The sequence below is a fragment of the Tistlia consotensis USBA 355 genome (genome assembly GCF_900177295.1).
Taxonomy (GTDB): Bacteria; Pseudomonadota; Alphaproteobacteria; order Kiloniellales; family DSM-21159; genus Tistlia; species Tistlia consotensis.
The window spans coordinates 88,920-113,850 of record NZ_FWZX01000025.1 but is presented as its reverse complement, the minus strand read 5'-3'; the positions used below and the strand labels follow the sequence as shown (position 1 = coordinate 113,850).

The window sequence follows — 24,931 nt, the reverse complement described above, 5'->3', positions numbered from 1 at the left end:
GATGCCCGGCCGCGCCCGCCACGGCCGCGCCGGCGACACCGGCGCCAGACGCATCGCCCCGGGCAGCCGCATGGCCGCCATGGACGCCAAGCTCAGACGCGCCGGCCCGCGCAGCCGCTACCGCCTCAGGAAGCAGGTCGTCGAGCCGGTGTTCGGCCAGATCAAGGCGGCCAGGGGCTTCCGCCAGTTCCTGTTGCGCGGATACGCCAAGGTCCGTCACGAGTGGGCCCTCGTCTGCACCGTCCACAACCTCGCAAAGCTCCTCATCGCACGCACCGCCTGACCACCAGACATGCACCGCTCGACAAGCCACCACCCCCAGCCGCCCAAACCGCCGCGCCTTTAGCCGGACAGGCTCCTAGGCGCGACGGTGATGTGCTTCCACGCCCCTCGACAAGCTCGGGACGAAGCGATCGCGCGAGCTTGCTTCCAAGTCTGCTTCGTCCCGAGCTTGTCGAGGGGCGTGGAAGCGCGGACGATGGCCCGATGCCCTGGGTCTACCTTCTCCGTTGCCGCGACGGCAGCTATTACACCGGCTTGGCCCAGAAAGACCTCGAAGATCGGGTCGCCAAGCACAACGCGGGATACTTCGGCGGCTACACCGCCAGCAGACTGCCGGTCGAGCTGGTCTTTGCCGAACACTTCCCGCTGGCGATCCATGCCATCGAGATGGAACGCCGGATCAAGACTTGGTCGCGCGCCAAGAAGGAGGCCCTGATCGCGCGCGACTGGGATAGGCTGCGCACGCTGGCTCGGACGGCGACGCCGTCGAGCTCGTGATGCCACGTCCCTCGACAGGCTCGGGACGAAGCGATCGTGTGAGCGCGCGGCGAGTTGCGCTGTCCGCTCCAGCGGTCGCTTCGTCCCGAGCTTGTCGAGGGACGTGACGGCGTCGACCACCCCAGGAGCCCTCTTTGACCTCCCTGCGCTTCATCGCCGTCCTCGGCGCCCTGACCGCGGTCTCCGCGACCGCGGTCGACATCATGATCCCGGCGCAGCCGGAGATCGGCCGGGCGCTGGCGGCCTCGCCGGCGGCCGGTGCTGCGCTGGTCACCGGCTATCTGCTGGGCTACGGGCCGGGCCAGCTGTTCTGGGGCCCGCTCAGCGACCGCTACGGCCGGCTGAAGCCGCTCTACTTCGCCCTCGCCGGCTTCCTCGCGGCCAGCGCGGTCTGCGCGCTCGCCGGCTCGCTGGATATCCTGTTCCTGGCGCGGCTGGTCCAGGGCGCCACCGGCGGCGGCGCGCCGGTCATCGCCCGGGCGATCGCGCGCGACCAGGGCGGCGGCCCGGCGACCGCGACGCTGATCGCGCGCATGACCGCGATCATGGGCCTGGCGCCCCTGGTCGCGCCGGCGATCGGCTCGGGCGTGCTGGCGCTCGGCGACTGGCGGCAGATCTTCTGGCTGCTCGCCGGCTTCTCGCTGCTGCTGCTGCTCGGCGTGCGCCGGGTGCTCGACGGGCCGGACAGCGAGCGGCGGCGCCCCGGCAGCCGCGCGGCCCTGCCGTTCGCCGACTACCTGCGCCTGCTCGGGCCGCTGTTCCGCGCGCCGGAGTTCTATCTCGGCACCGCGATCTCCTCCTCGGCGTTCCTGGGCTATGCCGGCTTCCTGGCGGTCGGCGCGACGGTCGCCGAACAGCGCTACGGCGTCTCGCCGGAGGCCTTCGGCCTGCTCTTCGCCTTCAACGCCGGCTCCTTCATCCTGGGCTCCTTCGCGGCCCGGCTGGCGGCGCGCCGGCTCGGCCGCGAGGCCGTGCTGCTGGGCGGCGCGGCGATCGCGCTGGCCGCCGGGATCGGGCTCGGCCTGATCCACGACCGCGCGGTGCCGACGGTGCTGTTCTGGAGCCTGCTCTGCCTCTACCTGCTGGCCTTCGGCATCCTGCTGCCGAGCGCCACGGCGATGGCGCTGGAGCCGGGCGGCGGCAGCGCCGGCCTCGCCTCCTCGCTGATCGGTGCCGTGCAGGTCGTCTCCGGCGCGCTCGGCACGGCGCTCGCCGCCTCGGGCTTCGCCGGCGGGCTGCACTCGACGCTCTGCCTGATGATGGCCGGCGCCTCGGCGGTCAGCTTCGGCCTGGCCCTGCTCGGCCGGGCCCTGCTGCGCCGGCCGGCGTGGCCGGCCGGCCCGGCGGATCGTAGCTGAGGCCCCACCCCGCTCCGACGTGCCAGCAGCGCGCCGGATCGACCGGCCGCCTCCACACCAGGCTGCGCACGAACTCGATGCCACCGCGCTCGAAGGCTGCCCCGAGGGCCTGGCGATCGGCGTCGTCGCCGGCCAGCGGTCCCTCGGCGAACACGAAGTAGGCCGGTCCGAGCGAGCGCGCGGAGAAGCCCTCGCCCGTCCGGATCACCAGCAGCCCGGCGCCGTGCCGCGAGCGCTGGAAGGCGCCGCCGGGCGCCGGTGCCGGCACGGCGAGCGGCAGGACCAGCCGGCCGCCGGGCGCCAGGTGCTCCAGCCAGGCCGCGGCCGGCCGCATCGTGCCGAAGTTCACGTAGACGGCGTCGACCGTCTGCCGCGGCCAGTCGACGGCATCGCCCTCGGTCACGACGACGTTGGTGAAAGCCGCCAGATTGGCTCGCGCCCGCCCGGCCAGCGCCGCGTCGAGCTCGACCGCGGTCACCCGTCCCTCGGGCCCGACCAGCCGCGACAGCAGCGCGCTGTAGTAGCCGGTGCCGGCACCGAGGTGGACGACCTCGTCACCCGGGGCCGGGGCCAGCGCGTGCAGCCAGGCGGCGTGCAGGCTCGGGCTGCCGTTGTGGACGCCGCGTCCCGGCGCCAAGGCGAAGAGGACGTCCTGGTAGGCCAGCACGGGATCGTTGGCCGGCAGCGTCCGGTAGCCGGCGCGGAGATCCGCGACCTGCCAGGGCTCGTCACCCAGGAAGGCCTCGCGGCGGACGCTGGCGAAGGCCGCCTCCAGCCGCGCGTTGTCGGCGACCGCCGCCGCGACGAGCATCTGCCGGGCGAAGGCACGGCGAACGACCGCCAGCTCCCGCTCGCCGAACGGCTCGCCCGCCACCGGCCGCGCCATGCCGCCCCTCCTCAGTCGCCGCTGGCGACGCGGCGGGCGGTCTCGCCGATGTTGGAACCGACCGCCAGCTCGGTCTCGTCGAAGTCGCCGACGGTCCGGTCGGGCGGCGTGATGATGCCGCCCGAGACGACCAGCTTCAGGCCTTCCTCGACGGTCATCGACAGGCGGACCACCTCGGAGTCCGGCACGAACATCAGGAAGCCGGAGGTCGGGTTCGGCGTCGTCGGCAGGAAGACGTTGATGACGTGACTGGCGGTCAGCTCCTGGACGTGGCCCTCGGTCTTGCCGGTGATGAAGCCGACCGCCCAGACGCCGCGCCGCGGGTACTGGAACAGCACGCACTCCCGGAAGGCGTCGGAGCGCGCCGCCATCACGGTCTCCATGATCTGCTTCAGCGCGCCGTAGATCGAGCCGACGATCGGCACGCGGGCCAGCGCCAAGTGGGTCGCCCGCATCAGCGAGCGGCCGATCAGGCCGGCGGCGAGCATGCCGATCAGGGTCAGGCCGACGAAGACGATGAGCAGGCCGACGCCGGGAATGTCGACGCCGACGCCGCCGGCCGGAATCCACTGGGCGGCGTGCCAGCCGGGCGGCAGCAGCGGCACCAGGTAGTCGTGGAAGCCGCGCGCCAGCAGGAAGCCCGGGCTCCAGTGCAGCGGGATCGGCGGCGCGACCCGGGCGTCGACGAAGGAGACGACGCGCCAGGCCAGCCACAGGGTGATCGCGAAGGGCGCGGTGACCAGCAGGCCGGCCAGGAAGTAGTTGCGCAGCTTGGCGAACAGCCCGAGGCGCCTCGGCGGCGGCGGGGCGGCGACCTGCAGCGCGCTCGGCCGCGCGTTCGGGTCGGGCACGACGATGCCGCCGGAGATCACCAGCTTCAGCCCCTGCTCGACCGAGATGTCGAGGGGATGGACCTGGGGCTTCGGCACGAACAGCAGGAAGCCGGTGGTCGGGTTCGGCACGGCCGGGATGAAGACCGCGACGACGTCCTCGCTGGTCAGGCGCTGGACCTCGCCGCGCGCCTCGGCGGTGACGAAGCCGATCGCCCAGCAGCCCTCGTAGGGGTACTCGACCAGCACGACCTGGCGGAAGGCCTGGGAGCGCTGGGCCAGCACCGTCTCGAAGATCTGCTTGATCGCGGAATAGACGCTGCGGAACACCGGCACGCGGGCCAGCAGGCGCTCGCCGTAGCCCATGAACAGCCGGCCCAGGTAGCCGGCCGCGACCATGCCGGCCAGGGTCACGAAGGCCAGGGTCAGGAGGACGCCGATGCCGGGCACCGAGAACGGCAGGTAGGTCTCGGGATTCCAGCCCTCCGGCAGCATCGGCATGACCGTCTCGTCGACGAAGGCGACGACGCCCCAGGCGATCCAGACGGTGATCGCCAGCGGTGCCGTGACCAGCACGCCGGCGAGGAAATAGTTCCGGATACGGCCGAGCGGTCCGCGGCGGTGCGCCAGCTTCGCCATCGGATCGCCGTCGGCCGGCCCGTCGTCCTTGTTCTTCCGCATCAATGTCCCGGATCGAGGGAGGGTTTCGCCTCTATATGGCCCTCTTTCGGGCCTGCGCTATAGGCGCCGCCGCGTCGCAGGCCCGCGACGGCCCGCAGGCCGCCGGCGTTGCTGCACCGCCGAAGGAGCTTAGCGCGACTCGGGCCTCCGGGGCCATGCCCGGCCGGGCCCGGCGGCCGCTCAGGAGGCGCCGCTGCCGAAGAAGCCCGAGAGCGCGGCCAGGGTCTCCTCCGGCGCCTCCTCGGGCAGGAAGTGGCCGCCGGGCAGCGGCCCGCCCTCGACCCGCTCGGCCGCCACGCGCCACAGGGCCGGCACGTCGTAGGTCCGGCCGACGAGGCCCTGCCCGCCCCAGAGCGCCAGCAGCGGGCACTCGACGAGGCGGTTCTCGTCGGCGGCGTCGTGCTCCAGGTCGATGGTCGCCGCCGCCCGGTAGTCCTCGCAGGTCGCGTGGATCGCCGCCGGCTCGCGGAAGCAGCGCTTGTACTCGGCGACCGCCTCGGGATCGAAGGCCCCGGGCGTGCGGCCCCAGCGGTCCAGGCAGGTCTGCAGCCAGCCGTCGGGATCGGCGCCGATCATGCGCTCCGGCAGGTCGTAGGGCTGGATCAGGAAGAACCAGTGGAAATAGGCCGTCGCGAAGGCCTGGTCGGTCGCCTGGTACATCGCCCGGGTCGGCGCGATGTCGAGCACCGCGGCGCGGATCAGGCGCTGCGGATGGTCGAGCGCGAGCCGGTGCAGCACGCGGCCGCCGCGGTCGTGGCCGGCCGCCGCGAAGCGGACGAAGCCGAGCGTCTCCATGACCTCGACGACGTCACGGGCGAGCGCGCGCTTGGAATAGGCCGAGTGGTCGCCGCCGCCCGGCGGCTTCGAGCTGTCGCCGCAGCCGCGCAGGTCGGGACAGACGACGGTGAAGCGCTCGGCGAGCGCCGGGGCGATGCGGTGCCAGATCAAGTGGGTCTGCGGATAGCCGTGCAGCAGGATCAGCGGCGGGCCGTCGCCGCCGATCCTGAGATGGATCTCCGCCCCCGAGGTCGCGATGCGCCTCGTCTCGAACCCGTCGAACACGTTGCCGTGACTCCGCCCGCCAGACTTTGCCTTCGCCGCGTTCCAAGCAATATCACGCACAAGCGCCCGCCCCGGAGCATAATCACCGAATGACACTCAGACCGCGCCTGGTCTCGCTGGCCACGGCACTGCCCCCCCATCGCCTCGACCTCGCGTCCGTCGAAGCCTTCGCGACCCGCCTGTTCGATCCCGCCGACAGCGAGATCGAGCGGCTGCTGCCGTCGTTCGGCAACACCGGCATCGCCGAGCGCCGCTCGGCCCTGCCGCTCGAACGGCTGGCCCGGCCGCGCGGCTGGCGGGAGCGCCACGCCGACTTCCTGGAGACCGCGCCGCCGCTCGCCGAGCGGGCGATCCTCGACTGCCTGGAGCAGGCCGACCTGGCGCCCGACGAGGTCGACGCCCTGGTGGTGACCTGCACGACCGGCTTCACCGTGCCCTCGCTCGACGCCCAGCTGATGCAGCGCCTGCCCTTTCGGGCCGACCTGCAGCGGCTGCCGGTCTTCGGCCTGGGCTGCGCCGGCGGCGCGCTCGGCCTGGCGCGCGCGGCCGCCCTGGCGCAAGCCGCGCCCGGCTCAAAGGTGCTGTTCCTGTCGCTGGAGCTCTGCACCCAGACCCTGCGGCCGCAGGACCACTCGAAGAGCAACATCATCGCCTGCGCCCTCTTCGCCGACGGCGCCGCCGCGGCGCTGCTCTCGACCGACGCCGAAGCGCCGGCGCCGGCGCTCGCCGGCTGGGGCGAGCGGCGCTGGCCGGACAGCCTGGACGTCATGGGCTGGCACGTCGAGGACGACGGCCTGGGCGTGCTCTTCTCGGTCGAGATCCCGCGCATCGCCCGCAAGGGCTTCGCCGAGGCAGCCGACGCCTTCCTGGCCGGGCGCGGCCTCGCCCGGGGCGACCTCGACGGCTACGTCCTGCACCCGGGCGGCGCCAAGGTGCTGGCGGCGCTGGAGCAGTCGCTCGGGCTGCCCTGCGGCAGGCTGCAGGACGAGCGCGAGGTGCTGCGCCTCTACGGCAACATGTCGGGGCCGACCGTGCTCTTCGCGCTGGCCCGCAAGCTGGAGCGCGGCCTGACCGGTCGGCACCTGCTGGGCGCCCTCGGTCCCGGCTTCACCGCCGGCTTCGTGCTGCTCGAGACCTGAGCCGTGGAGTTCGGCTGGCTCGGCTGGGCCCAGGCCGTCGCGCTGCTGGTCGCGGCGCAGCGGCTGGCGGAGCTCGCCTGGGCGACGCGCAACGAGCGGCGGCTGCGTGCCGCCGGCGCCGTCGAGCACGGCCGGCGGCACTATCCGCTCTTCGTGCTGCTGCACGGCGGCTGGCTGATCGCCCTCGGCCTCGGCGTGGCGCCGGCGACGCGCCCCGACTGGGCGCTGCTCGGGCTCTTCGTGCTGCTGCAGCTGGCGCGGCTCTGGGTCGTCGCCAGCCTCGGGCGCTTCTGGACGACCCGCGTCATCACCCTGCCCGGCGCGCCGCTGCGCCGCCGCGGGCCCTACCGCTGGATCGCCCATCCGAACTACCTGGTCGTCGCCCTGGAGCTGGCGGTGCTGCCGCTGGCCTTCGGCGCCTGGTGGCTGGCGCTCGCCGCCAGCCTGCTGAACCTGCCGCTGACCTGGCACCGGATCCGCGTCGAGGAGGCCGCGCTCGCCGATCGGGCGCCGGCGCCGCCCCGGTGAGCCGCCCTCTCACGCGCTTGTCATCGGCCGTGATTGGCCGCGACCGGCAGCGGGACTAGCTCCGCGCCTGGGCGGTGAGCCCTTCATTGGCAGGGAGTTGAACGACATGACATCTCTTCGCGCGGCGCCGGCCCTGGCCGCCGCCTCGATCCTGGTCGCGGCCCTGGTCGCCGGCTGCGCCGCGCCCGCCTTCGACGCCGGCGGACCGGGCGCGACCCGGCAGACCAGCGCCGGCAAGGTGCTGGTCGATGCGCACGGCATGACACTCTACGTCTACGACGAGGACAGGGACGGCCGCTCGAGCTGCACCGGCCTCTGCGCCGCCGCCTGGCCGCCGGCCGAGGCCGCGCCGGGCGCCAGGCCGCACGACGGCTTCAGCCTGGTCGCCCGCGGCGACGGCGCGATGCAGTGGGCCTACGACGGCCGGCCGCTCTACGGCTATGTCGGCGACACGAAGCCCGGCGAGGTCAACGGCGACGGCGCCGAGGGCGTCTGGCACGCGGCGCACGGCTGAGCCGGGCCGCCGCCGGGCAGGGACACGGCGCCGCCTCCCCCGGAGGGGGCGGCGTCTCGTCTCTGTCTGGAAGCCGTCGGACGAAGGGTTGGTGCGGCTGAGTGGACTCGAACCACCACGGGGTTTCCCCCACAAGAACCTGAATCTTGCGCGTCTACCAATTCCGCCACAGCCGCGGGACACGCACCAACCTCGGGCCCGTCCAGGCCCGTCCTGCCGCACCGGAAGCTCGCCTTCCAGCCCGCCCAAGGTCCTCGAGGAGGAGGCTTGGTGCGGCTGAGAGGACTTGAACCTCCACGGGGTTTCCCCCACAGCGCCCTCAACGCTGCGCGTCTACCAGTTCCGCCACAGCCGCCTAGGGCCGAGCCGTCCCGGCGCGGTAGGCCGCACTATCTAGCGGGGGCGAAAAGGAAAGACAAGGGCAGTCTTGCCCCCCTCGGCACGATTTTCGGGCGGCCCCGGCGGGCCACCGGACGGCACCTTGGAGGCGCCCCCGCGGGCGGCTATATGAAGCCCATGAAACGCCATCCCCGCCTCGCCCAGATCCTGCTCGTCTGCGGCCTGCTGCTCGCCTTCGCGGCCGTTTCCTGGAGCCGCATCGCCGGCACGGAGATGAGCTGGCAGGGCTGGCTGGCCTTCGCCCTGGGCTGCACGCTGTCGCTCGCCCTCGCCGTCGTGCTCATGGGCCTGCTGTTCTACTCCAGCCGGTCCGGCGCCGACGAGGAGGCGAGCGACCAGAGCGTCTTCGACCGCCGGGCGGCCCGGCGCCCGGGCGCGGCCCCGGGGGCCCGGACCGGCGACGGACGCCCCGGCGCGAAGCGCTGAGCGCTCGCCCCGGCGGCCTCGCCCGGCCGACGCGCAGGAGCCGTTAAGAAAGCGGGAACCTGCAGGCGGCAGGATGCCACGCCATGGTCACGGAATTCCGCCAGATCGTCTTTCCCATGCCGGTGCTGCGCCAGGCCCTCGACAGCGCCCAGTTCAGCAGCGGCCTCGCCTGCTACGCCCTGCCGCCCGGCACGATCGTCGGCGTCAAGCTGCACGAGGAGGTCACGCTGCTGATCGACGCCCTCGACGGCGGCGAGCAGGCCGACTGGACGCTGAGCGCCGCCGAGATCGGCGCGGCGATGATCCGCTGGTGCGTCACCGGCGGCGTGCCGCTGCCGCGCGCCGGCGACAAGCGCCTGTCCAGCGTCGCCGGGCACCTCTGCCTGGAGATCTACCTGCCCGGCGGCGTCGACCCGCTGCCGCCCGAGACCCTCGGCGCCGGGCTGCCCTTCGAGGCCGGCGCCGTCGAGATCCACTTCACGGAGTGAGGGCCGCGGAGGCGCGCGCCCCTACCCCGGCCCGTTCATGATCGAGGGCAGGTAGGTCGCGACCTCGGGGAACCAGACCAGCAGCACGACCGCCAGCACCATGATCAGGAACATCGGCAGGCTGGCGCGCGCGATGAAGCCCATGTCGTGGCCGGTCATGCCCTGCAGCACGAAGAGGTTGAAGCCGATCGGCGGCGTGATCTGCGCCATCTCGACGACGATCATCAGGTAGATGCCGAACCAGATCATGTCGAAGCCGGCCTGGCGGACCAGCGGCTCGATGACCGCCATGGTCAGCACGATCGAGGAGATGCCGTCGAGGAAGCAGCCGAGCACGATGTAGAAGACCGTCAGCAGCGCGATCAGCTCGAGCGGCCCCAGGTGCAGCGCCCCGATGCCCTCGGCCAGCGCCGCCGGGATGCCGGTGAAGCCCATGGCCAGCGACAGGAAGGAGCTGCCCATCAGGATGAAGGCGATCATCGCGGAGGTGCGCACGGCGCCGAGCAGGGACTCGCGGAAGGTCTCCCAGGTCAGGCTGCGCTGGATCGCCGAGAGCGCCAGCGAGCCGACGACGCCCAGCACCGCCGCCTCGGTCGCCGTCGCGAAGCCGGTGTAGATCGACAGGATGACCGCCAGGATCAGGCCGAGCACCGGCAGCAGGTCGAGCAGCGAGCGCAGCCGCTCGCGGGCGGTGAAGCGGATGTACTCGCGCTTGGTCTTGCCGCTGACCAGGTCCCAGACGACGACGTAGGTCATGAACAGCAGGGCCAGGCAGATGCCCGGCAGGATCCCGGCGATGAACAGCCGGGCGATCGATTCGTTGACCGTGACGCCGTAGATGATCATCGAGATCGAGGGCGGAATCAGCAGGCCCAGCGTGCCGGCACCGGCCAGGGTGCCGATGTTCATGCGCTCGGGATAGCCGCGCTTGCGGAGCTCCGGCACCGACATCTTGCCGACCGTCGCGACGGTCGCCGCCGAGGAGCCGGAGATCGCCGCGAAGATCGCGCAGCCGGCGATGTTCACGTGCAGCAGGCCGCCCGGCAGGTACTGCAGCCAGGGTGTCAGCCCCCGGAACAGCACCTCGGAGAGCCGCGAGCGGAACAGGATCTCGCCCATCCAGACGAACATCGGCAGGGCGGTCAGGGTCCAGGACGACTGCGAGCTCCAGATGGTGATCGCCATCGAGTCGCCGACCGGCCGGTGGGTGAAGAGCTCCATGCCGATGAAGGCGCAGACCAGCAGGCTGCTGCCGACCCAGACGCCCGAGCCGAGCAGGAAGAACAGCGAGAAGACGAAGAGCGCGATCAGCGGCAGCTCGCTCACGGCTCGCCTCCCGAGCCCTTGGTGTCGGCCTCGGGCGAGGCCAGGGCGCGCTCGGGCTCGATGAGCACGCGCAGGAAGGAATCGAGCGTCGCCAGGGCCAGCGCCGCGGCGCCGATCGTCACCAGGCTCTGGGGGACCCACAGCAGGAAGGCGGCCGAGCCCTCGCTGCGCTCGCCGAACAGCCAGGAGAACCAGGCGAGGCGCCCCATGTAGAAGGCGAGATAGCAGGCGCCGGCCGCCATCACCGCGCGGCACCAGCGCTCGGCGTTGACCCGGCCGCGGTCGCCGAAGCGGTTGATCAGCAGGGCGACGCGGATGTGCCCGCCGGTCTTGAAGGTCCAGGCGAGGGCGAAGAACGAGCCGGCCGCCATGGCATAGCCGGCCAGCTCGGTGACCCCGCCGAGGAAGACGCCGGCGAGGCGCGACAGGATCGACGCCAGGACGAGCCCCGTGAGCGCGATCAGGAAGCCCGCGGCGACCAGGCCGCAGGCGCGGTAGAGCGGCTCCAGACGGTCGAGCAGGCGCAGGACCGGCGAGGCGGACGAAGGGGTGTCAGTCACGGGACGGCGACCAATGGAGGGCGAGCGGGGCCGCAAGGGACCGCCGGCGCGGCGCCGTCGTCAGGCGCCGCGCCGGCCCGGTCCTACATCTTGCTGTAGGCGTCCAGGACCTTCTGGCCGGCCTCGCCGGCCTTCTCCTTCCACTCCTTGGCCATGGTCGCGCCGACCGTCTTGAAGCCGGCGGCCAGCTCGGCGCTCGGCGGGCCGACCTCCATGCCGTGCTTGGCGAGCTCGGTCTTGTACCAGTCCGACAGCTCCTCGGCCTTGGCCCAGCCCGCCTTCTCGGCCTTGGCGGCCTCGTCGCGGATGATCTTGCGGGTCGCCTCGTCGAGGCCGTTCCAGGCATCCTTGTTGGCGAAGACCATGTTCTTCGGCAGCCAGGCCTGGGTGTCGTACCAGTACTTCACGTACTCCCAGAGCTGCCGGTCGTAGCCGGTCGAGCCGGAGGAGATCATCGATTCGGCGACGCCGGTCGCGAAGGCCTGGGACAGCTCGGCGGTCTCGATCTTGGTCGGGATCGCCCCCATCAGCTCGGCCAGGCGCGAGGTCGCGGCGTTGTAGGCGCGGAACTTCACGCCCTTCATGTCCTCGATCTTGGTGACCGGCTTGTTCGTGTAGAGCCCCTGCGGCGGCCAGGGCACGGCGAAGAGGAAGACCAGGCCCTGCTCGTCCATGATCTTCACGATCTCCGGCTTCGAGGCCTTGTAGAGCTTCATCGCGTCCGCGAAGGAGGTCGCCACGAAGGGGATCGCGTCGATCTCGAACAGCGGGTTCTCGTTGCCCAGCGCCGACATCAGGCGCTCGCCGATCGGCGCGATGCCGCGCCGCACCGAGCTGTAGATCTCGCCGCCGCCGATCAGCGAGCCGCCGGGGTGGGTCTTGATCTCCAGCTTGCCGCCGGTCGCCTTGGTCACCGCGGCGGCGAAGGCGGCGTTGTTCTCGGAGTGATAGTTCGTCGCCGAATAGGCCTCCGGCATGTCCCAGGTCTCGGCCGCGGCCGGGCCGGCCGCGACGCCGAGGCCGGCGGCGAGCAGAAGCCCGGCGCCGAGGCCGAGCAGGCCTCCACGCAGGCTGCGGTGGCTGGTCTCGATCATCTTTTGGTTCTCCCTGTTCTTCTTGCCGGTCCCGGCGGACGCCGTCCCGAGGCGACCCGACCGAGCCGGTCGTGCCGCGCATTGCATCTTAGGGCCGCGCGCTACGCAAGCGCGAAAGGGCGACCGGCCGAGGGTTGCGGCACGCCAGCCCGGGGGCTAGCGTTCGCGCCAGGGGTGCACGCGACCTTGGGGGACCTGTCCGGGGGACAGGCCATGCGACTCCTGACGAAGGCGCTGGCGATCTCGTGCTGCGCCGCTTTCCCGGTCGCCTTCGCCGCCGCGGCGCGGGCTGACTGCACGATTCCCGGCTATGCCGCCGACGCCGAGCCGCGGCTCGGCGGCTCGGCGTCCTGCGACGACATCGCCACCTTCAACATCCAGACGCCGCGCGGGCCGCGCCAGGTGCACATGGTCCGCGACCAGACCATCCGCGACGACTGGGCGGTCCCGGTCGAGACGACCCGCATGGCGATCGAGCGCTCCGCCGAGACGCTGCGCGAGATCGGCAGAGGCACGGTGCCGAACCTGCTGGTCGTGGTCACCGGGCTGCTGCCCAGCGCGACCGCCCCCGATCCCCGCGATCCCGAGGCGGTCGAGGCCGACCGGCGCAGCTTCGCCGAGGGCGTCGCCGACGGCCGTTCCGGCGACGAGTGCCTGATCCTGGTCTATCCGGGCAACGTGGCCGAGGAAGAGCTCGACGTCATGGTCGCGCACGAGTTCTTCCACTGCGTGCAGTACGCCCTGGCGCCGGAGCAGATGCGCGGCCGGCGCGCCGGCCGGCCGGACGACTGGTGGGTCGAGGGCAGCGCCGAGTGGTTCGCCAACCTCGCCTATCCGGAGCGCGACGCCAGCGCCAGCTACCTGCCGGCCTACGACAAGCGCACGCCCGACCATCCGATCGTCGATTCCAGCTACGACGCCTTCGTCTTCTGGTCCTGGTACGGGCGCAGCTGGGGCCCGGCGGCGGTCTTGAACTACCTGCATCTGGCACCGGACGGCGGCAAGGCGGCGCAGCTGGACGCCGCCGCCGAGGTGATCGACCGGGAGCACTGGCAGGAGTACCTGCAGGACTACCTGGACCGGGACCTGCTCTATCCCGACGCCCGGCGGCTGCCGGTCAACCCGAAGCCGGGCGAAAGCTTCCTCTGGACCGAGGACGCGACCCGCAGCCTGAAGGGCGAGCGCCTGGCGCTCTATCGCGCCGACCTGATCTTCACCTGCGGCAGGTGGACGATCGAGACGCGCGACGAGGTCGGCGGCTGGAAGGTCCGCGACCCGGCGGAGACCGGCGGCTGGCGGGAGCTGCCGGAGCGGATCGAGGTCGAGGCCGGCGAGGAGAAGCGCTTCCGCCTCGGCGGCATCGGGCTGACCGACGAGGGCTTCCGCCTGACCATCCAGGCGACCCGGGACGAGGCAGGCCGCGAGGCCTGCGGCTGCGGCGGCTACCGGGAGCGGACCCGCGGCGCGGACCACGACTCCTGCCTGGTCGGCACCTGGCGGCTGACCTCCGGCGGCCTCAACGAATGGCTGGCGACCCAGCTCGAGGCGATCGAGCGGGCCTCCGGGACCTGGGCGAGCTACGACACCGAGACCACGGCCGACGACGAGGGGCGCAAGCTGACCGTCGGCGGCGACGGCCGCTACCACTATGGCGTCAGCACGATCGGCACGACGACCGACGCCTACACCGAGAAGGGCGACCACTACGGCAGCCGGATCCGGGCGAGCGGCGGCGGCGCCGGCTACTGGAGCACCAAGAACGGCATCCTCGACGTCTGCGCGCTCAGCGAAGCCTCGGCCGGCACCGCCGAGCTGATCCTGAAGGACGAGCGCATGACCGTGCGGCTGCCCCAGTACTTCTCGGAGCACCTCTACTCCGCCGGCTACGTCTACGACTGCTCGGAGGGTCATCTCCACCTGCGCATCGCGCGGATGCCGGGCGCTCCGGCGCCGATGGAGTGGGACTACGAGAAGGTCGGCCCGGGCCCGCCGCCCGACGACCCCTGACGCCGCCGCCGGCGCGCCGGCGGCTCTGCCCGGCCCCCGGTCGACCGGCGTCCCCCGCTCGGCTAGACTTCACGCCGCGGTCGATCGGGTTGTGGGGGACGGCGGTCGGCCCTGTTCGCAAGAGCTGAAACAGCGACGAACGGGGAGACGGCAATGACCAGACTTGGGGCCCTCGCCGGCCTGATCGGCCTTGTCGCGGCGCTCGCCGCGCCGGCGGCCGCGCAGGCCGCCGACGCCAAGGGGGCAGCGGACCATCCGATGATCCAGCGCTATCCGGGCGCCGAGATCATCCGCTACCAGCGCGACGCCTTCACCGACTACCACCTCTTCACGGAGCCCGCGACGGCCTACGGCGGGCTCGACAAGAACCTCGATCACACCGAGGAGCTCGAGGGTGCGGTCACGCGCATCACCTACCGCCTGCCGGAGAAGCGCTCGACGCTGGAGATCTTCCGCAACTACGAGCAGGGCCTGAAGAAGGCCGGCTTCGAGATCCTCTTCGACTGCTCCGACCAGGCCTGCGGCGGCCGCAACTTCAACAACGCCGTGGTGCCCTACAACGCGCAGTTCGGCGACAACTACCGCGACCAGCGCTATCTCGCCGCGCACCTCTCGCGGCCGAAGGACGGCGACCTCTACGCCATGCTCTACATCGCGCGGAACACGACGAGCGGCGGCAAGGACAAGAACCGCGTCTTCGGCCAGCTCGACGTGGTCGAGCTCACCCCCATGGACACTGGCCTGGTGACGGTCGACGCCGAGACCATGGCCAGGGGCCTGGAGGACGAGGGCCGGATCGCGCTCTACGACATCTACTTCGACACCGACAGCGCCGGGCTGAAGCCGGAGTCCGATGCCGCCCTGGCGCAGATCGCCAGGCTGATGACGGACGAGCCGATGCTGAAGGTGCTGATCGTCGGCCACACCGACAGCCAGGGCAGCCTGGACTACAACCTGATGCTCTCGCGCAAGCGCGCCGCCGCCGTGGTGGAGGCCCTGGCCAGCCGGTTCGGCGTGGCGGCGGAGCGCATGACCCCGGCCGGGGTCGGCTTCCTGGCGCCGGTCGCCAGCAACCGCACGGAAAAGGGCCGCGCCCTCAACCGGCGGGTCGAGCTGGTGGACTACCGATGACCCCACTTGCGACTCGCCCCGCGGCACCCCACACTGAAGGTCTCATTCAACAAACGAAAGGAGGTGATCCAGTGTCTCACTCTCATTCTCGGACGGCCGCCGGGACCTGGGTCATCACCGCCGCAGCGCTGGCGTGAGCTGACCCGGACTGACGGTCCTCGGCACCGACCGAGGTTTGACGAGGGGAAGGGCTGTCCGAGAGGGCAGCCCTTCTCTCTTTCCGGGGCCTGGACCGGCCCCGCGACGCCGGACGAACGGTCATGAGCCATGAACCCGCAGCGGCCCCCGTCGGCGTGGTCCTGCTGAACACCCGCTTCCCGCGGCTCCTCGGCGACATCGGCAACCCGGCCTCCTTCGACCGGCCGGTGCTCTACCGCCGCGTCCCGGCCGCGACCGTCGGGGCCGTGGTGCGCGCCGAGGGGGTCGAGGGCCCGCTCGCCGAGGCGATCCTGGCCGCGGCGGAGGCGCTGGTCGCCGAGGGTGCCGCGGTGATCGCGACCAGCTGCGGCTTCCTCGGCGAGCTGCAGGACCGGCTGGCGGCCGCCCTGCCGGTCCCGGTCGCCGCCAGCGCCCTCGCCCTGCTGCCGCGGATCCGCGCAGACCTCCGGACGCGCCAGGGCCCGGCCGCGCGGATCGGCGTGCTGACCTTCGATTCGCGGCGCCTGAAGCCGCTGCACTTCGCTGGGCACTGGTCCGACGACCTCGTCGTCGAGGGCCTCGAGCGGGGCCGCGAGCTCTTCCCCGTGATCACCGAGGACCGCGAGACGCTCGACCGTGCCGCCGCCGAGCAGGACGTCGCCGAGGCGGCGCAGCGGCTGCTCGCCCGCGCCGGTCGGCTCGACGCCGTCGTGCTGGAGTGCACCAACATCGGCCCCTATGCCGAGCGCGTGCGTTCGGTCACCGGCGCCGCCGTCCACGACCTGGTCGGCAGCCTGCGCGCGGGCCCTGCGACGACCTAGCGGGGGCCCGATCGGGTCGGCGCCCTAGATGTCGCCGCCCCATTCGACGAGGCAGCAGCCGGCCGCGCCGGGACCGCCGGAGCGGCTGTTGCCGCCCGACCCGCCGCCGCCACCGCCGCCGAAGCTCTGCCCCGGGATGCCGTCCCCGTTGCCGGTGCCGGGACCGCCGCCACCCCCTGGAGCGTTGCCCGCTCCGGGCGCGGCACCGCTGCCGGAGCCGCCGCCACCGGTAGCGCCCGCCGCTCCGCCGCCGCCACCTCCGGCCCGATTGCCGGCGCCGTCGCCCGCACCGCCGTTGCCCCCGGCGAAGCCGCCGGCGCCGCTGCCGCCGGCGCCGCCGGCACCGCCGTCGTTGCCGCGCAGGCCGGCCTGGCCGCCACCGGCCGAGAGGTAGGCGCCGAAGGCGCTGGTGCCGCCGCCGTTTCCGGTCTGCTCCGCGCCGCCCGGCGGCCCGCCGACGCCGATGGTCACGGGCACGGTCGCTCCCGGAGCGAGCTCGACGATGCTCCTGGCCGAGCCGCCGCCACCGCCGCCGCCGCCACCGCGTTCGCCGCTCTTCCCGCCCCCGCCGCCTCCGCCGCCGCCGACCAGCGTCACCCGCAGGCGTGTCACGCCGGCAGGGACGACGAAGGCGCCGTCGGCGGTGAAGGTCTGGGCGCCGTAGGCGATCACCGGCCGCACGCCCGGCAGCAGCTGGGGCAGCATCAGGCGTCCGTCCCCCGGCTGAGGGTGAAGGTGACGATCAGGCCGAGCAGGCGGGCGTCGCCGGCGTGGCTGTCGGCGGCGTCGGCGGCCTCGCGCCGGACCTGAAGGTGCAGCAGGTCCTCGGCGGCCGGCGTGCCGCCGGGCAGGACCGCGACACGCGCGCTGCGCCGGAGCACGCCCACCGTCGCGCCGAGGACGTCCGTCAGGCCGGCGTCCGCGCCCCAGGCCGGCGGGGCCGCCCCGTCGCTCGCCGCAGCGGCGCGCAGCACCCACCTGACGGCGCCGCCGCCGGTCGTGCCGGGCGCGTGCAGCACGGCCACCTCGAAGGGGCCGGCGTCCCAGCTCTTCGGGGTCGGCAGGGTCAGCTGGGCGTGCTCCGGAGTCGCCGGATCGAAGGGCAGGAACCACTGGCTCGGGCTCGTCGGCGCCTGGCCGTCGTCGGCCAGCGGGCCGCAGCCGCCGGACGGGCTCGGCTGGATCGCCTGGGCCGGCACCAGGATCGAGTGGGCGCCGAGGGTCAGCGCCCCGACGTCCTGGGCGACCTCCGCCGGCGAGCGCAGCTCCTGGCCGCTCTCGTCGGCCCGGACGCGCAGCATCTTGCCGGCGTCGCCCGACTGGATCGCCGGCAGCGAGAGCGCCGCCCGGGCCGCCTCGGCGGCGGCCTGCGCGGCCTCGGCGGCGGTCCGGGCGGCCTCGGCCCCGGCCTGCGCGCCCGCCGCGGCGTCGGCGCTGCCGGCGGCGGCCTGGGCGCGGCCCTGGGCGGCGGCGATCTCGTCGCCCTCGGGGCCGTTGGCCAGGCCGTCGGCGCCGGCGTTCCAGAGCAGCACCCGGCCGGCCTCGGGCGCCGGCAGGAACAGCTCGCCGAGCGCGCTCGAGGCCGGCAGCTTGGCGGTCCGCCCGACGGCGTCGGCGAGCTGCTGGCAGATCATCACGATGCGGTCGAAGAAGCCCTCGTGGGTCTCGGCGTAGAAGTTGCCCTGGTTCTGCAGGTCGATCTGCTGGTCGATGGTCAGGCGCCGCTCGATGGTCAGGCGCGCACCGGCCGGCAGCGGCGGCCCCGACAGCGGGTAGGCGATCGAGCCGCTGCCCGGGTAGCCGGCGACCGAGACCGCATAGTCGCTGTCCTGCGCCAGCAGGGTCTCGCCGCCGTCGGCCGCGGTCAGCGTGACGACCAGGTCGGCCGCCGCGGTCACCGGGAAGTCGAAGGAGAAGGCCGTCGCGCTGTCGTTGCCCTCGTGGATGCGGCGCGAGGTCGTGCTGGTCACGGTCATGGTCGGCGATCCCTGGCGGTCGGAGTCGTTGCGAAATTAGCAATGCCCGTGCTGCGTCGATAGCACCGGCGGCCCCGCTGGACCCGGCGGAGGAGACCTCCGCGCTGGCCATCCGTTCCCTCTTGTGGCACTCTTTGTTCGGTATCGCTGCGGTCCCGGCGCTCCCCGAAGAGCAGCATTCCGGCGCCTCTGGACCGAAGCCGGAGCCCGTCGACGGCGGCGCCCTTCCCACAGGAGGAGACGGCGATGTTCCACAGCTACGTGCGCGCCGCCTCCGGCCGGATCGTCGACATCGGCCGCGCGCAGTTCCTCATGGACAAGGACCTGGCCCGCGAGACGGCGGAATGGATCGAGACCAGTCCCGGCCGCGTCAGCGCCGCCCCGGCGGAAGCCGGCGCGGACGCGCCGTCGCCCCGCGACCAGGCCTTCTGGGAGCGCTACTGCGCCCGGCACAGAGAGAAGTACGGCACGCCCTTCGTGCCGGACAGCGACCCCGACTGGAGCTGACGGAAGGCCATCGATGTATCACGGCACGATTCGAAACGTCATCGGCGTCGCCATCGACCTCGATGAAGCACGCCCTCAGATGGAGGATGACCTCGTCCGAGATGCCGTCGAGATGACTGAAAGGGCCTGGCCTTCTTTCAGGCGACGGCTTAGGAGCGGCAAGCCCCAGCCGCCGAAAGTGCCCCCTGTCCGAACGAAACTGCAGCTATTCTGGGAATTCTACTGCATGCTGCACCAGGAGCGGCATGGCATGTCCTTCGATCTCGACCTCTACGTACCGGAAGCGCTACGGCCGCCGCCGATCACGGTCATCCGCCTCTAGGAGCGCCCCCGCCGGCCCGCTCCCCGGCTCGGCGGCCAGTACGTCGCTGCTCTCGCGCTTCGCGGGGTCGAAGGCGGCCTTGCGCAGGCGGATACCTTTCGGACCGAGCTTGAGCACGTCGCGCCCGCTGTCGATGGCGTCGTAGCCTGCCCGTCGCAGCAAGGCGAACGGTTGGTCTGCATTGATCTTGAGGAGTTGCCAGGCCATGCTGCCGGCCATCAGGACGACCTCGCTCCCTGCCTCCGCGAGTCGCAGAAACTGCTCGACGGTCCATGCGCCCCGGATCGGCGCGGCATTGACGAGACGTTGCGCCTCCTTCCGGGACCTCGCGTTGCGCACCAGCTCGGCCCAGTCGCTCATGGTGACAGCGTCTTCGTAGGCCAGCGACTTCTCGATACGCAGCATGAACTCGGCCGGCTCCTCGGCGCCGCCCTGACGGGCGAAGCCGGCGGCGTAGCCCCGCTCGCGGGAGAAGTGGGCACCGCCGGGGTAGCTCGCCGGCCGCGCCCCGCTCGCCTCGCCCCGGTAGTAGCCGCCTTCGTAGCCCATCTGCCGCGCCCGCGCCATGCGGCTCGCCTCGTCCGTCGGCAGGCTGCGTCCCTTGCCGCCCGCCATGCCGAGCGTCGAGGCGTCGAGCGCCTCACGGACGCTCTTGCCGCCAGCTGCGGCAACGCGCGCCGCCCGAGCCCCCGTGCCCAGTGCCCCGACGTCGAGGGCCATCCGGGTGGCCTCGTCCGGCGACCAGTCGCCACCCTGGGCGACGTGGCCGGGCAGCAGCAGCGACTGCAGCAGGTCGAGGGCCATGCCCGGCCAGGTCGCGACGATCCGGCCGTCGGCATCGCGGCTGACCGGCAGCAGGCTGCTGCGGTCGATCGCCGGATCGGCACCGGTCAGCGCGTAGACGCGCTCCCGGGCCGTCTTGCCGCGCGCCGCCGTCCAAGGCCCGTCCCGGACGGATCGCTCCGCTCCTCCCTCCGGAACGGTCTCAGCCGGAACGGGATCGGCCGGCGACACGGCCCCGGCGCCGCCGCGCGCGACGAGTTCCCGCACCAGGTCCTCCAGCTGCGCCCGGTCGAGCGGCCTGCCGGTGCGGCGCTCCTCGGCCTCGACGCGATGCCGGACCGCCCGGTCGAGCAGCGCCTCGGCGCGCGGCTCGTTGGCCGGCGTCGGCGGACCGGCTCCGCGCTCCGCGAGCGCGCGCTGGCGGGACAGCGCCTGCGCGACTGCCTCCTCCCGGTCGAGGAAGGCCAGGTCGGCGGCGCCCGCCCTGCCCTCGCGGCGCGCGGCGACCGCCGCCTGCAGCCGCTCCAGGTCCGCGAAGTCGCGATCGTCGAGGCCGTCGCGCGCCAGGGTGAAGAGGTCGAGCTGGGCCAGGTGCTCGGGGTCGTAGCCGGCGAGCCGGCGCAGGCCGTAGAGCAGCAGGGGGTCGCTGTCCGGCTGGTCCCCGGCGGCGATTCGGCGGGCGCGCCGGCCCAGCGCCAGGCGCTGCCACCCGGAGAGCCGCTGCGAAACCGCGAAGGGCAGCCCTTCGACGAGGATGCCCCGCTCGACGGCCTGCCGCGCCTCGGCCAAGGCCTGGCGATCGGCGGCCCGCTCCTCGCGCGCCCGGCGCGCCTCGCCGAGGTCGATGCGCTCGGCCACCAGCTCGCCGAGGGCCGGGTTGGCGAGCAGGCGCGCCTTGTCGCGCTGCTCCGCCGGCGTCAGGCCCTCGGCCTGCCAGCCGGCGAGCAGACGGTCGGCCGAGGCGCCGCGCGCCAGCTCCGCCGCCTTGTCGCGCGCCCGCTCGAGCAGCGGCTCGAGCGTGCGGCGGTCGCCGGCGGTCAGCTCGCCCTCGGCGCCGCGGAAGTAGGCGAAGGCCCGGCCGAAGTCCTCCTGCTCCAGCAGCCGGCGCACGACGCCGTCGTGCAGGCGCGAGCGCAGGGCGCGCCCGGCGAGCCGACGGCTCTCCGCCGGCCAGCCGCCGCGGCCGGCCAGGTTCTCCAGCCCCGCCGTGCCGCGGGCGAGCGCCGTGCCGATCGCCTCGGGCGCGCCGCCGCTCTCGGCGGCCGCCGTCCCGGCGGCGCGGATCTCGCCGAGATCGACGGCGTCGAGCCAGGCGCCGAACTGCTGCCGGGCATGGGCGTCGATCGCCTCGGCCGCCTGCCGCCGCTGCTCTGACTAGAGACCGGCGTAGGCCGGGCGCAGGGCCGGCTCCAGCTCCGCGAGGCCACGGCGCCCGACGGCGTCGAGCGACCGCAGCGTCTCGTCTCGCGCCAGCAGGGCGCCGCGGCCCGCCTTGGCCAGGTAGCCGCTCTCGGGATTCTTCAGCAGGTCCTCGACGGCGGCGGCGCTGGCCGTCTCCGCCTCCTGCAGCAGCGCCCTGCCCCGTTCCGCCGCCTGGCGCTTCGCGAGGTCGTCGGCGATGCCGCCCAGCGCGCCGCCCAGGCCCGACAGCGCCTCCCCGCGCGCGCTCAGGGCAGCGCCGCGTTCGTCGCGCGGCACGCGGATCGCCGGCAGGGAGAAGGACTGGACGGGGATCGAGACCGGCGCGATCGCCTGCCGGCCGAGGCCGGCCGCCTGGGCCGTGGGCACCCTGGGCATGCTAGAAGACTCCCGCCTTGCTGAGGCCGTACCAGCGCTCGGCGACCGAGCCGGCGCCGCTCAGGAGCGCGCTGCTCGAGGCCTGCGAGGGGCTCGGGCCGGTGTAGGCGTAGGTCACCGGCGCCGACGCCGCGCCGTAGTCGTCGAGCGCGGCCTGGCTGTCGAAGTTCATGGCGCGCAGGCGCTGCTCGTAGGCCCGGCGCTCGGCGTTGCGCCGGATCACGCCGACGTCGTAGGCAGCCAGGGTGTCGGTGTCGGCCAGCACGTCGAGGGCGCTGGAATCGTCGTCGAGGGCGACGCCGCTTGCGGCCAGTACGGCGACCTGGCGGGCGCGCAGGGAGCCTGCCTGCTGCCGGTACTGCCGCTCCTCGACCACGCCCTGGGCCAGCTCGTCCTGGGCCAGGGACTGGGCGGCCTGGGCGTTGTTGCGCTCGACGGCCGCCTGGTACTGGTACTGCTGCTGGGCGACCTGGGTCTGGGCCGCGGCCTGCTGCTGGCCGGCGGCGGCGGTCTGCGCCGCGCCGCGGGCCTGGTTGAGCGTGCCGAGCACGGTGAAGCCGAGCGAGACGACGGCCAGCGCCGCGGTCACGTCGCACATGACGAGATCCGGCGGGGCGAAGTCTTCGGGGTATCCATCGGAAGTCCCTCCATCCAGAAGCGGCGGAACGGCAGGCCGAAGGGGCCGTAGGGTGCCGGCGGCTCGAAGCGGAAGCCGAGCCAGGCGAGCCAGCGGCGCGACAGCGCGTTGCGCTCGTCGACCCAGTTGTGCAGCAGGGCGTGGCCGCGTCGCATCTCCCGCAGGTAGCCGGGGCAGCGGCGCAGGAAGGCACGCTGGTGGCGGACCAGCAGCGCCGAGCCGAGCAGCCAGGGCAGCCCGCAGTCGGCGAGCAGGCTCGGGCGCGCGACGCCGAACATCACGGCCGGCTCGTCGCCGACCCAGCCGGTCCAGGCGAGCGGCGAGTGGTGCAGACTGGTCGAGAGCGCCGTGAGGCCGTCGACGCCGCCGCCGGCGAAGACCTCCCGCCGGTCGGCGGCGCGCAAGTGCGGCGCCAGCCGGCGGGCGTCTTCGGGTCTCGCCGGCAGGACCCGGATCTCCGGGAGGTCAGCCACCGATCTCGAGCTCCGCGGTCATGCCGAGCACGGTGATCGGCAGCGGATCGCTCTGGCGCACCAGGATCGTCGTGTCGTCGGCCCACTCGGGCGCGACGTTGAGGCCGATCTGGCCGGTGAAGGGCCGGGTCGGCGTGCCGTAGGGCTCGCCGGCGCGCTGCTTGACCTCGACCAGCTCGCCCGCCCCGCCGCCGGGCCCGACCCGGACGCCGCGCGCAGCGAGCACGCGCAGCAGCACCCGGTGGATGCGCAGCCGTTTCGCCGCCGCCGCCGGGTCGCTCAGGGTCACCGGCAGGGTCTCGATCGTCGCCTCGTAGGGCAGCCCGACATGGACCCGCTCGGCCGCCGTCTGCAGGCTGATGCGGCCGCCGGTCACGACCTGGCGCGGCTGCACGCCGCCGTCGGCCAGGATCGCCACGGTCTCGCCCTCCAGGTGGCCGAGGCCCGACAGCTCCCTGGTCGCCGGCCCGTCGTAGCTGAGGCCGCTGTCGAGGAAGAAGGCCTCCTCGATCGCCCGGTCCTCGCGCTCCTTCATGCGCTCGAGATAGACCCGCTCGCTGCCCTCGACCGTGCGGCGCACCGCCAGGTAGACGACGTCCTCGTCGTTCTCCCGGACCACCGCGACGGACTCGAAGGCGCCCTCGGTGACATGGCTGTGCCAGGCCCAGACATCGTGCTCGCGCATGTAGGTCAGGGCCGCCAGGCGCCCGTCGCCGAGCACGCACCAGACCACCGACCAGGGGGTCTGGGCATAGGCCATCTCGCGGATCCGGCCCTCGCCGCGGAACAGGTGCTTGGCCAGCACCGTGACCTCGTTGCCGCTGTAGCCGTCGACCGCGAGCTGGTAGCCGAGGTCGTAGACCGCGCGGCCGTCGTAGCGCACGAACAGCACGGTGTTGCCGATCACGACCGGCGGCACGTGGCTGCAGCCGCGGTAGGACTGCGGCTTGACGTTGACGTTCGAGGGGGTGAGCGCCACCTCGTCGCCGCCGTTGACCTTGAACTCACCCCCCGAGGTGAAGAGCAGCAGGTCGCTCAGGCTGACGTAGTGGCGGATCTCGTTGACCTGCCGCGCAGCGATCGTGAAGGTCACCGCGTCGTCGTCCTTCGACGGCGTCGAGACGTTGAGGTTCTCGTAGTTCGCCGAGGTCGACATCCAGGTCTTCTGCGGATCGTCGTCCGAGGCGCCCCAGACCGAGCGCTGCTCGTGCAGGCCGACGGTCGCCGGATAGGCGCCGGCGGCGGCGAAGGGGTTGCGGCCGGTCGGCGGCGTGTCGCTGACATCCGGGGCGATGTTGTCGTCGGCGAAGGCGGTCGTCTCGCTGGCGCCGATCCAGCCGTAGATGCCGTTGTCGAGCTTGTAGACGTTGTACTTCGCCGCCCCGGCGACGGCTGCCCAGGAGAGATTGACCGGGCTGCCGCTGGTCGGCGAGGCGCCGACCGAGGCGCTGGCCGGCGTCGATTCCTCGAAGGTCTCGGCCTTGACCGCCGTCACCCGGTAGTACTGCGCCGGCCCGCCCGAGCCGCCCGAGGCCGACAGCCCGCCCGGCGGCGCGATCGAGGGCTGGAAGTCGATGACCTCCAGGCTCCAGGCGTCGTCGGCGCTGCGCGTCAGCTTGCGCGGCGCGTAGCCCGGATGGGCGAGATACATCGTGTCGGCCGACTGCACGAACTTGAGCCGCTCCAGCTCGTCGGCCGACCAGGGGGTGGCGATCCGGTAGACCCGCTCGGCGGTGCCGCCGCCGCTCCAGGCCGGCAGGCCCGTGCCGTCGAGCGGCCGGCCGTCCAGGTCGGAGAGGCTGACGCTGTCCGCGCCGGTCACCGTGACCGCCCAGAACCGGCCGTTGAGCGCCGTCGGTCCGGTGAGACCCTCCAGGAAGATCCAGTCGCCGTTGCCGTAGCCGTGCCCCGCGACCGTCAGCACGACCGGATCGCCCGGGGCGACACCGGCGACGGCCCGGCTCGGCTCGGTCACGACGGCGCCGTCCTTGACGACCCTGAGATAGCCCTCGCCGAGCTCCAGCACGTAGGTCTGCTCGGTCGAGAAGGCGAAGGGGATCAGCCGGATCCGGTCGCCGCGGGCGCGCAGCACGAACTCCGTGCCCGGCCGGTTGCTGACCCCGCCCTCGGCATGGACGAGGAAGTTCTCCAGCGTCTTCGCGCCGAGGTCGAACTTCGAGAGGTCGACCCGCGCGAAGAGCGCCGGCGACAGCACGCCCGCGGTGAAGCCGGACTTGGTGAGGGCGATGTCGGACATGGTGCTCTCTT

At 73.1% G+C, this 24,931-nt stretch carries 27 protein-coding genes and 2 tRNA genes; 14 read left to right on the top strand and 15 right to left on the bottom strand.

The annotated features are described in order from the left end of the window. The 3 genes from B9O00_RS33900 to B9O00_RS23905 all read left to right on the top strand — a co-directional run. Positions 1-283: transposase (locus B9O00_RS33900; RefSeq protein WP_235017188.1), on the top strand; the 283-nt coding region annotated here is incomplete at its 5' end. A gap of 203 nt (positions 284-486) precedes the next feature. Continuing rightward, positions 487-780 carry a GIY-YIG nuclease family protein gene (locus B9O00_RS23910; RefSeq protein ID WP_085125262.1) on the top strand — a complete coding sequence of 98 codons (294 nt, stop codon included), beginning with the start codon at positions 487-489 and terminating at the stop codon, positions 778-780. Positions 781-914: 134 nt separating this feature from the next. Further along, entirely contained in the window at positions 915-2,138 is a 1,224-nt protein-coding gene (locus tag B9O00_RS23905; protein WP_085125261.1) for an MFS transporter, read from the top strand. Here B9O00_RS23905 and B9O00_RS23900 read toward each other — a convergent pair. From B9O00_RS23900 to B9O00_RS23890, 3 genes are all read right to left on the bottom strand, one after another. Next, positions 2,059-3,024, bottom strand: coding sequence for a protein-L-isoaspartate O-methyltransferase family protein (locus tag B9O00_RS23900; RefSeq protein ID WP_085125260.1), 966 nt, complete (start codon positions 3,022-3,024; stop codon positions 2,059-2,061). The genes B9O00_RS23905 and B9O00_RS23900 overlap by 80 nt on opposite strands. 11 nt (positions 3,025-3,035) lie before the next feature. Then, a complete protein-coding gene (locus B9O00_RS33895; RefSeq protein WP_235017187.1) occupies positions 3,036-4,535 on the bottom strand; it encodes a DUF502 domain-containing protein in 1,500 nt (499 codons plus the stop codon). Positions 4,536-4,715: 180 nt separating this feature from the next. Then, positions 4,716-5,597 carry an alpha/beta fold hydrolase gene (locus B9O00_RS23890; RefSeq protein WP_085125259.1) on the bottom strand — a complete coding sequence of 294 codons (882 nt, stop codon included), beginning with the start codon at positions 5,595-5,597 and terminating at the stop codon, positions 4,716-4,718. An 89-nt stretch (positions 5,598-5,686) separates the two neighbouring features. On the opposite strand from B9O00_RS23890, the gene B9O00_RS23885 reads away from it, so the two are divergent. From B9O00_RS23885 to B9O00_RS23875, 3 genes are all read left to right on the top strand, one after another. Continuing rightward, on the top strand, positions 5,687-6,736 hold the full coding sequence (locus B9O00_RS23885; RefSeq protein ID WP_085125258.1) for a type III polyketide synthase: 1,050 nt from the start codon (positions 5,687-5,689) through the stop codon (positions 6,734-6,736). A 3-nt stretch (positions 6,737-6,739) separates the two neighbouring features. After that, positions 6,740-7,264 (top strand): isoprenylcysteine carboxylmethyltransferase family protein, encoded by a 525-nt coding sequence (locus B9O00_RS23880; protein ID WP_085125257.1) that lies wholly within the window; start codon positions 6,740-6,742, stop codon positions 7,262-7,264. 106 nt (positions 7,265-7,370) lie between these two features. Beyond that, entirely contained in the window at positions 7,371-7,778 is a 408-nt protein-coding gene (locus B9O00_RS23875) for a COG4315 family predicted lipoprotein (RefSeq protein WP_085125256.1), read from the top strand. Positions 7,779-7,867: 89 nt separating this feature from the next. On the opposite strand, the gene B9O00_RS23870 is transcribed toward B9O00_RS23875, so the two are convergent. Together B9O00_RS23870 and B9O00_RS23865 are read right to left on the bottom strand one after the other, a co-directional pair. After that, positions 7,868-7,954 (bottom strand) — tRNA-Leu (locus B9O00_RS23870). Positions 7,955-8,046: 92 nt separating this feature from the next. Then, positions 8,047-8,133 (bottom strand) — tRNA-Leu (locus B9O00_RS23865). Positions 8,134-8,294: 161 nt separating this feature from the next. Here B9O00_RS23865 and B9O00_RS23860 point away from each other — a divergent pair. After that, a complete protein-coding gene (locus B9O00_RS23860; RefSeq protein ID WP_089229778.1) occupies positions 8,295-8,603 on the top strand; it encodes a hypothetical protein in 309 nt (102 codons plus the stop codon). Positions 8,604-8,686: 83 nt separating this feature from the next. Then, a complete protein-coding gene (locus B9O00_RS23855) occupies positions 8,687-9,091 on the top strand; it encodes a hypothetical protein (RefSeq protein ID WP_085125254.1) in 405 nt (134 codons plus the stop codon). Between the two features lie 21 nt (positions 9,092-9,112). Here the strand turns inward: B9O00_RS23855 and B9O00_RS23850 are convergent, their stop codons facing one another. From B9O00_RS23850 to B9O00_RS23840, 3 genes are all read right to left on the bottom strand, one after another. Then, on the bottom strand, positions 9,113-10,417 hold the full coding sequence (locus B9O00_RS23850) for a TRAP transporter large permease (protein WP_085125253.1): 1,305 nt from the start codon (positions 10,415-10,417) through the stop codon (positions 9,113-9,115). After that, positions 10,414-10,977 carry a TRAP transporter small permease gene (locus B9O00_RS23845; RefSeq protein WP_159460310.1) on the bottom strand — a complete coding sequence of 188 codons (564 nt, stop codon included), beginning with the start codon at positions 10,975-10,977 and terminating at the stop codon, positions 10,414-10,416. Before B9O00_RS23845 ends, B9O00_RS23850 begins: the two co-directional genes overlap by 4 nt. Before the next feature lie 83 nt (positions 10,978-11,060). Further along, positions 11,061-12,071 (bottom strand): TRAP transporter substrate-binding protein, encoded by a 1,011-nt coding sequence (locus tag B9O00_RS23840; protein WP_085125251.1) that lies wholly within the window; start codon positions 12,069-12,071, stop codon positions 11,061-11,063. A gap of 213 nt (positions 12,072-12,284) precedes the next feature. Between B9O00_RS23840 and B9O00_RS23835 the strand changes: the two genes are divergently transcribed. From B9O00_RS23835 to B9O00_RS23825, 3 genes are all read left to right on the top strand, one after another. Continuing rightward, complete coding sequence (locus B9O00_RS23835) at positions 12,285-14,078, top strand: DUF2268 domain-containing putative Zn-dependent protease (RefSeq protein WP_085125250.1); 1,794 nt, start codon at positions 12,285-12,287, stop codon at positions 14,076-14,078. Between the two features lie 153 nt (positions 14,079-14,231). After that, entirely contained in the window at positions 14,232-15,209 is a 978-nt protein-coding gene (locus tag B9O00_RS23830; RefSeq protein WP_085125249.1) for an OmpA family protein, read from the top strand. A gap of 260 nt (positions 15,210-15,469) precedes the next feature. Next, on the top strand, positions 15,470-16,168 hold the full coding sequence (locus tag B9O00_RS23825) for an aspartate/glutamate racemase family protein (protein ID WP_085125248.1): 699 nt from the start codon (positions 15,470-15,472) through the stop codon (positions 16,166-16,168). Positions 16,169-16,192: 24 nt separating this feature from the next. On the opposite strand, the gene B9O00_RS23820 is transcribed toward B9O00_RS23825, so the two are convergent. Next, positions 16,193-16,873, bottom strand: coding sequence for a glycine-rich domain-containing protein (locus B9O00_RS23820; protein ID WP_089229779.1), 681 nt, complete (start codon positions 16,871-16,873; stop codon positions 16,193-16,195). Further along, a complete protein-coding gene (locus B9O00_RS23810) occupies positions 16,873-18,144 on the bottom strand; it encodes a hypothetical protein (protein WP_085125245.1) in 1,272 nt (423 codons plus the stop codon). The genes B9O00_RS23820 and B9O00_RS23810 overlap by 1 nt, the downstream gene beginning before the upstream one ends. 246 nt (positions 18,145-18,390) lie before the next feature. On the opposite strand from B9O00_RS23810, the gene B9O00_RS23805 reads away from it, so the two are divergent. Next, positions 18,391-18,651 (top strand): hypothetical protein, encoded by a 261-nt coding sequence (locus tag B9O00_RS23805; protein WP_085125244.1) that lies wholly within the window; start codon positions 18,391-18,393, stop codon positions 18,649-18,651. Between the two features lie 13 nt (positions 18,652-18,664). After that, a complete protein-coding gene (locus B9O00_RS23800) occupies positions 18,665-18,973 on the top strand; it encodes a hypothetical protein (protein ID WP_085125243.1) in 309 nt (102 codons plus the stop codon). Here the strand turns inward: B9O00_RS23800 and B9O00_RS23795 are convergent. Then, complete coding sequence (locus tag B9O00_RS23795) at positions 18,938-20,866, bottom strand: hypothetical protein (RefSeq protein ID WP_085125242.1); 1,929 nt, start codon at positions 20,864-20,866, stop codon at positions 18,938-18,940. The two genes, B9O00_RS23800 and B9O00_RS23795, sit on opposite strands and share 36 nt — an antisense overlap. A 9-nt stretch (positions 20,867-20,875) precedes the next feature. Between B9O00_RS23795 and B9O00_RS23790 the strand changes: the two genes are divergently transcribed. Continuing rightward, on the top strand, positions 20,876-21,130 hold the full coding sequence (locus B9O00_RS23790) for a hypothetical protein (RefSeq protein WP_085125241.1): 255 nt from the start codon (positions 20,876-20,878) through the stop codon (positions 21,128-21,130). On the opposite strand, the gene B9O00_RS23785 is transcribed toward B9O00_RS23790, so the two are convergent. From B9O00_RS23785 to B9O00_RS23770, 4 genes are read right to left on the bottom strand one after another with little or no spacing between them, the layout of a single operon-like run. Continuing rightward, on the bottom strand, positions 21,131-21,553 hold the full coding sequence (locus tag B9O00_RS23785; RefSeq protein ID WP_085125240.1) for a hypothetical protein: 423 nt from the start codon (positions 21,551-21,553) through the stop codon (positions 21,131-21,133). 1 nt (position 21,554) lies between these two features. Next, positions 21,555-22,151 carry a virion core protein, T7 gp14 family gene (locus tag B9O00_RS23780; protein WP_085125239.1) on the bottom strand — a complete coding sequence of 199 codons (597 nt, stop codon included), beginning with the start codon at positions 22,149-22,151 and terminating at the stop codon, positions 21,555-21,557. After that, the gene (locus B9O00_RS23775; protein WP_085125238.1) at positions 22,139-22,663 is read right to left on the bottom strand and encodes a hypothetical protein; all 525 of its coding nucleotides are present in this window, start codon (positions 22,661-22,663) and stop codon (positions 22,139-22,141) included. The genes B9O00_RS23780 and B9O00_RS23775 overlap by 13 nt, the downstream gene beginning before the upstream one ends. Beyond that, positions 22,656-24,920 carry a phage nozzle protein gene (locus B9O00_RS23770; RefSeq protein ID WP_085125237.1) on the bottom strand — a complete coding sequence of 755 codons (2,265 nt, stop codon included), beginning with the start codon at positions 24,918-24,920 and terminating at the stop codon, positions 22,656-22,658. The genes B9O00_RS23775 and B9O00_RS23770 overlap by 8 nt, the downstream gene beginning before the upstream one ends. Between the last annotated feature and the right edge of the window lie 11 nt (positions 24,921-24,931).